The organism is Arenimonas sp. (genome assembly GCF_019459675.1).
Lineage (GTDB): Bacteria > Pseudomonadota > Gammaproteobacteria > Xanthomonadales > Xanthomonadaceae > Arenimonas.
Window position 1 is genome coordinate 1 of record NZ_JAIBFH010000250.1, and the last position, 6,345, is coordinate 6,345.

The following is a 6,345-nucleotide window of genomic DNA, read 5'->3' on the forward strand; positions in this document are numbered from 1 at the left end:
CGGCCGCGGTGGCTTCAATCACCGCTACGCACTGCCCGGCCCGGCGGGAAATTCGGTGATGAGCAACCTGCGCGCGGTGGATATCTACCCGTTCGCCGATGTCGCCACGCCGGACATCGACGGCCGGGGCAAGGAGGGACTGCTGGACCGCGCCACCCGCGACGGGACCGTGCCCAGGATCTTCTACATCCTCAGCAGCTCCGAATACTGGGCGCGTGCCGCGTCGCTGTCGCAGACCACCGCGGATGGCAGCCGTGCGGTGGCACTGGGGCCCCAAAGCCGCCTGTACTTCCTTTCCGGTACACCGCACGCGCCGCGGCGTGCCGGCATCTTCGCCGACGCGGCGACGCAGGCGGCGTATCCCTACAACGACAACCAGGACCTGAGCGACGCGATCAACGCACTGCTGGAGAACTTGCGCCTTTGGGCAATCCACGACGTTCTGCCGCCGGATAGCGTTGCGCCCATGCCGGGCTCGACGCTGGTTGCCGCGAAAGACATCCGATTCCCCGCCATCCCGGGCGTACGCGTGCCGGCCGAGCCGCCTCCGGTGTGGCAGATCGACCTGGGCCGCGCGTTCAGGACCAAGGGCATCCTGCGCGAGCCGGTGCGGACCGGCGCACGCTATCCGCTGCTGGTGCCCGATGTCGACGAAGACGGCAATGAACTCGGCGGTTGGCGCGGTACCCAGTCGTCCGTTCCGCTGGGCACCTACACCGCGTGGAACTGGCAGGCACCGGAACTCGCCTCCTTCGGTTTCATCTCCGGCTTGACCGGCGGCTTCATTCCTTTCGCGCGCACGCGCGCAGAACGCCTTGCGGCGCAGGACCCCAGGCTGTCCATCGAAGAGCGCTACGGCAGCCGCGAGGGCTTCATGCGTGCCGCCGCCGCCGCGGTGGACCATGCGGTGTCGCAGCGTTTCCTGCTGCCGATGCAGCGCGACGCCGCCCTTGAACGCATGAGCCGGCACTGGGACGACGTGGCGAGCCTGGACGGGTACCTGGGCAAGTGCCAAACCACGCCCTGACGTCGGCCGACGCGACCGGGGCGCGGGTCGCGTCCATCGCGGCGCGCGTTGACCGATGGCCGTCGCTACGAGGAACCCGAGGATTCCGGCGGGGCCGTGACTTGTGGCCTGTTGCCAACAGGGCCCGCTTGTTCTACAACTGTAGTACGACACATGTAGAAGAATTCCCGGCCCCATGGAAAACGATCTCGAAGCCGTTGCCCTGAGCGAACTGCAGCTGGACCTGATGCGCGTACTGTGGCGCGGCGAAGCCAGCGTGGGCGACGTGGCGGCCGCACTGGCGCAAAGCCGCGGGCTGGCCCACACCACGGTGGCCACCCTGCTCACCCGCCTGGCCAAGCGCGGCATCGTGGCCCAGCGGCGCGACGGCCGGATGCTTCACTACCGCGCGCTGGTCAGCGAATCGCAGGTGCGCCGAAACATGGTCGGCGACCTGATCCAGAACCTGTTCCGCGGCGATCCCAAGGCCCTGCTGGCGCACCTGGTCAATGAGAAGGACGTGGCGCCGGGCGACCTCGAACGCATCCAGGCCCTGCTGGCCGCTGCGCCGAAGGGGAAGAAGTGATGGGCGAACTCGACCTGCCGCTGTCTTTTCTGCTCACCCTCGCCCTGCATGCCAGCGTGCTGCTGGGCGCCACCTGGCTGGCCGAACGCGCGGGCTGGCTGCGCCACCTCGGCTGGGCCGAGCTCGCCTGGCGCACGGCGCTGTTCGGTGCGCTGCTGTCGGCCACGCTGGCAACCGCGCTGCCGGCGCTGGAACGCGCCACGGTCAGCCACCGGCAAGCCACGGACACCGGCACCGCCACACCGCAGGCGCGCCAGGATGCGATGGCTCCGGCACGATCACCGGACCCCGACAAGGCCTTCATGACGCCGGCACCACGACGGGACGCCAGCCAGGCCCTGAATGCGGCCTTGAATTTGCCCGCGCCGGCGATGCTGGCGGCTTCTCCGGAAGCGGATGGCGACACCGCTCTCTCTGACGGCGTGCCATCGCAGGACGCGCGCATCGCCTTGCCCGATGTGATCGCGCTGGCCCTGCTGGCCCTGTGGACGCTGGGCCTCATCGTGGGCCTGGTTCGGCTGGGGCGGCAGGCGCTGGCGCTGCACCGTCTCGGCTGCGCCGCGACGCGGAGCGGAAAACCCGCGGATGAAAGCCTGGTGCGCCACGCACGCCGGCTGGCCGCCGAACTGGGCATCGCGCCACCCACGCTGCGGGTGAGCCCGTACGCCGTCAGCCCCCTGGTGCTCCCGGGCGCCCGCGTGCTGCTGCCCGATTGGGCCGCGTCGCTGGATGCCCGCCAGCAGCGTGCGCTGCTGGCGCATGAGCTCAGCCACCTGCAGCGCCGCGACCCGGCCTGGCGCATCGCCCAGCGCCTGGCTTTGCTGCCGCTGTTCTTCCATCCGCTGGCATGGCACGCCCGCCACCGCCTGGAGGCGCTGGCCGAAGACGCCTGCGACGCGCGCGCCGCGCAGCTGCTGGGCAGCGGCCGCCCGCTGGCCGAATGCCTGGCCACCTGCCTTTCCCACGCCGGCGCCCGCGCCGGAAACCCCGCGCTGGCGGTGGCCATGGCCAGTGATTCCGGCCACGTGCTGCGCCGCGTGAAAAACCTGCTGGAGGAATCCCCGATGTCCCTGCGCCCCCTGTCGCCCACGCTTCGCCGCACCGCACTCATCGCCGCCCTGGTCGCCCTGGTGGCGCTGCCCGGCCTGGCCGTCACCACGTTCGCCGCCGAAGGCTTGGGCGACGGCGTCCGCCGCATGATCGTGGGCGGCAACAACTACAGCTATCGCCAAAGCTCCGGCAACCACAGGCTGGACGTGAAGCAGGTGGGCAGCGTCGATTTCAACGACGCCGGCACCGACGTCACGCGCCTGGGCAAGGGCGCGAAGTTCGAAATCGTGGAAACCCGCGACGGCGTCAAACGCGAGATTCATATCTACGGCAAGGACGGCGCGATCCAGCGCGATTACCGGATGGACGGCAGCCCGCAGCCGCTGGACGCCGGGCGCGCGTGGCTGGCGCAGCGGCTGCCCGAGGTGCTGCGCGAAACGGGCATCAACGCCGATTCGCGCGGCAAGGCCCTGCTGGCCAAGGGCGGGCCCGATGCCCTGCTGGCCGAAATTGCGCTGATCAAGGCCGACCATTCAGCCGCACGCTATGTCGCGGTGCTTTTCAACAACGCGGCGCTGGACGCCGCGCAGATGGACCGGGTGATGAAACTGATGCAGGACATCACGTCCGACTTCGAGATGCGCCAGGCGCTTCAGGCGGCGCTGGATTCGCAGGACCTGCCGCCGACCCAGCAAGTGCAGCTGCTGGAGCTTTCCATGCAGATCAGCTCAGACTTCGAACAGGCCGAACTGCTGTCGTCCCTGGCCGAAACATTGCCGCCGGACGGCGACGTGCTGCGCGCGTGGCGCAAGGCCCTGGCCGGCATCAGCTCGGACTTCGAACAGCGCCGCGTGCTGGACGCACTGTTGACCCGCGGGCAGCCGTCGGCCGCCCAGGTGGTGATGGCGCTGGACGCCGCGCACGGCATCAGCAGTGACTTTGAAACCCGCGCAGTGCTGGCTTCCGCCGCGCCGCGCCTGGGCGCTTCGCCGGAGGCCAGGGCCGCCTACTTCCGGCTGGCGCGCACCATCGGATCCGACTTCGAACTGCGCGAAGCCTTGAACCAGCTGCTGCGCGCCGGCCCGGTGGACGCGGCCACGGCCGACGGCGTGCTGACGCTGCTGAGCGACATCGGTTCGGACTTCGAGGCCGGCGAAGTGCTCAAGTCCCTGGCCGGTGTGATGCCCGCCGACCCGGCCCTGATCGAGCGCTATCGCGCCGCCGCCCGCCGGCTCGGTGACTTCGAGCGCGGCCAGGCCGAGAAGGCCCTGGACCGGTTCGCGGCGGCAGGCTGACCGCAGGCGGCGCGCAATCGGCGCGAAAGACGCCCGGGCGCCGCGCCACGGACGGCCGCTGCACTGTCGCGCTATCTGAACGGTGGGCAGGCGCATGCCCCGTGCGCCGGCGCACCCGCGCACGCCAGGCCGCCACACCCGTTGATCTCGTTCATGTTCAGAACAAAAGCCTGAACGGCAGCGCGGCGCGGGCTGCGGTCGGACGCCGATCCGTGCTTAGTTGTGAAGGCAATCCATGCATTCAACGAGGTTCGACATGAAGAATCCAACCCAGACTTTGCTCGTCACGGCCGTGCTGGCCACTTTCCTTGCCGGCTGCCAGAGCACCGGTGGCTACGCCAACAGCCCGCCGCCGCGCGACCAGTACGGCAATGAGCAGGAAGAAGGCATGAGCCGCACCCAGAAGGGCGCCACCATCGGCGCCGTCGTGGGCGTGGTGGCCGGCCTGCTGAGCGGCAACGATGCCACCGAGCGCCGTCAGCGTGCGCTGGTCGGCGCAGGTGTGGGCGGCCTGACCGGCGGCGCCATCGGCCGCTACCAGGACAACCAGGAGCGCGACCTGCGCGCCCGCATGGCCGGCACCGGCGTGGAAGTGGTGCGCCAGGGCGACAACATCACGCTCGACATGCCCGAGGCGATCACCTTCGCCTTCGACAGCTATGCGCTGCGCAGCCAGTCCTATTCGGTGCTCAACACCGTTGCCGCGACGCTGGGCGAGTACGACCAGACCATCGTCGAGGTCGCCGGCCACACCGACAGCGTTGGTGCCGCCGCCTACAACCAGCGCCTGTCCGAACAGCGTGCCCAGGCCGTCGCGAACTATCTCACCAGCCGCGGCGTGAACAACCAGCGCCTGATAGTCACCGGCGCCGGCGCGAACCATCCGATCGCCAGCAACGCCACCGACGCCGGCCGCGCCGAGAATCGCCGCGTCGAGATCACGCTGGTTCCGATCCGCAACTAAAGCGGCTTCCATCCCGGCGGGCAACCCGCCGGGCCACCGCTCAGGCCGGGGGTTCGTCCCCGGCCGGGCGGCTGGGCAGGCCGGTGGCGCCGCCCAGCGCCTGCAGCCGGCGCAGCAGCAGGGCCACTTCCAGGTGGTTCCAGACCCGCAGCAGCACCTCGAGTGGGTCGAAGGGCTTGGTAACGAAATCGCGTGCACCCAGCCCCAGGGCGCGGTGGCGCGTGCGCCGCGTTGCGTCCGCGGTCAGCACGATCACCGGCAGTGGCCACGCGCCGGGGCGCGGGGCGGTCAACTGCGCCAGCAGCCCGAAGCCGTCGACACCCGGCATCCAAAGGTCCAGCAGCACCAGGTCGGGCTCGAAGGCCTGCACCAACTCCAGGCAGCGTTCGGGCTGGGTGGTGCCCAGCACCTGATCGAAGCCTTCGCGCGCCAACAGCTCCTCCACCAGGGCAACGTTTTCGGCGCCGTCATCCACCACCAGTATCCGGGCCGACAGCAGCTCGCGTTCGCTTACTGCACGCATCGGGCTATCTCCGCGTGGAACTGCCGCAGGTCCAACGGCTTGGTCAGCATGCCGGCGGCGCCTGCGCGCAGCGCTCTCTCCCGCGCCTGGGGCGTGGCGTCCGCGCTGAGCACCAGCACCGGCGGCAAGGGGCGTCCCGCGTCCCGCCGCCACTGCAGCAGCTCCAGGCCGTCACCATCAGGCAGGTGCAGGTCCAGCAGGATCAGGTCGAACGCGTGCACCGCGAGCTCAGCGCGCGCCTCGGCCAGGCACGTGGTCTGGACCAGCTGCCAGCCGGGATTGCGCTCCAGCACCGTCGCCACCAGGGCCCGGTTGGAGGCGTTGTCTTCCACCAGCAGCAGGCGGTGGGCGCCGGCCTGTCTGGGCTCCGGAGCCTGGCGGGGATGTTCGGCGAGCGGGGCGGCCGTGGCCGCGGGCAGCCGGAACCAGAAACGGGCGCCCTCACCGGGCCGGGTGTCCACGCCGATCGCTCCGCCCATGGCTTCCACCAGCCGCTTGCTCAGGGCCAGCCCCAGGCCGGTGCCCTCGACGCCGCGCGCGGTCTGCTCGATCCGCTCGAACGGCCTGAACAGCCGGCCCTGGGCTTCTTCCGACAGGCCCGGGCCATCGTCGCGAACCGCCAGCGCCACCTGGCCGTCCCGCGCCGCGACTTCGATATCAATCCGGCCGCCAGGCCGGCCGTACTTCACCGCGTTGCCCAGCAGGTTCAGCAGCACCTGGCGCAGCCGACGCGGATCGGCCGCCACCGCCAGCGACGGATCGCCGCTGGCCGGTCCGCTGACCGTCATGCCGCGGGCGTCGGCCTGCGGCGCGATCAGGGTCATGGCTTCACGCACCGCGGCCGCCACCCGGACCGGCTGGGAGTCCATCGCCAGCGTGCCGGCCCCGATGCCGGCCACGTCCAGCATCTCGGTGATCAGG

6 protein-coding genes are annotated in these 6,345 nt (G+C 70.6%); 4 read left to right on the forward strand and 2 right to left on the reverse strand.

Going from position 1 to position 6,345, the window contains the following annotated elements:
• Positions 1–58: 58 nt before the first annotated feature.
• The 4 genes from K0M70_RS08380 (at position 59) to K0M70_RS08395 (ending at position 4,901) form a co-directional block, all read left to right on the forward strand.
• The gene (locus K0M70_RS08380; RefSeq protein WP_290781348.1) at positions 59–1,027 is read left to right on the forward strand and encodes an alpha/beta hydrolase domain-containing protein; all 969 of its coding nucleotides are present in this window, start codon (positions 59–61) and stop codon (positions 1,025–1,027) included.
• A gap of 175 nt (positions 1,028–1,202) precedes the next feature.
• A complete protein-coding gene (locus K0M70_RS08385) occupies positions 1,203–1,592 on the forward strand; it encodes a BlaI/MecI/CopY family transcriptional regulator (RefSeq protein WP_290781349.1) in 390 nt (129 codons plus the stop codon).
• Entirely contained in the window at positions 1,592–3,937 is a 2,346-nt protein-coding gene (locus K0M70_RS08390; RefSeq protein ID WP_290781350.1) for a M56 family metallopeptidase, read from the forward strand. The genes K0M70_RS08385 and K0M70_RS08390 overlap by 1 nt, the downstream gene beginning before the upstream one ends.
• Positions 3,938–4,193: 256 nt before the next feature.
• Positions 4,194–4,901 carry an OmpA family protein gene (locus K0M70_RS08395; protein WP_343211202.1) on the forward strand — a complete coding sequence of 236 codons (708 nt, stop codon included), beginning with the start codon at positions 4,194–4,196 and terminating at the stop codon, positions 4,899–4,901.
• Positions 4,902–4,941: 40 nt separating this feature from the next.
• On the opposite strand, the gene K0M70_RS08400 is transcribed toward K0M70_RS08395, so the two are convergent.
• Both K0M70_RS08400 and K0M70_RS08405 read right to left on the reverse strand, forming a co-directional pair.
• Positions 4,942–5,424, reverse strand: coding sequence for a response regulator (locus K0M70_RS08400; protein WP_290781351.1), 483 nt, complete (start codon positions 5,422–5,424; stop codon positions 4,942–4,944).
• Positions 5,412–6,345, reverse strand: a 934-nt coding sequence (locus K0M70_RS08405) for a sensor histidine kinase (protein ID WP_290781352.1), incomplete at its 5' end; no start/stop codon positions are given. The genes K0M70_RS08405 and K0M70_RS08400, both read right to left, overlap by 13 nt.

Bases quoted from the DNA above. Each gene is read 5' to 3' on its own strand.
- K0M70_RS08385 (WP_290781349.1), top strand. From the start codon at position 1,203: ATGGAAAACGATCTCGAAGCCGTTGCCCTGAGCGAACTGCAGCTGGAC.
- K0M70_RS08400 (WP_290781351.1), bottom strand. From the start codon at position 5,424: ATGCGTGCAGTAAGCGAACGCGAGCTGCTGTCGGCCCGGATACTGGTG.
- K0M70_RS08380 (WP_290781348.1), top strand. From the start codon at position 59: ATGAGCAACCTGCGCGCGGTGGATATCTACCCGTTCGCCGATGTCGCC.
- K0M70_RS08395 (WP_343211202.1), top strand. From the start codon at position 4,194: ATGAAGAATCCAACCCAGACTTTGCTCGTCACGGCCGTGCTGGCCACT.
- K0M70_RS08390 (WP_290781350.1), top strand. From the start codon at position 1,592: ATGGGCGAACTCGACCTGCCGCTGTCTTTTCTGCTCACCCTCGCCCTG.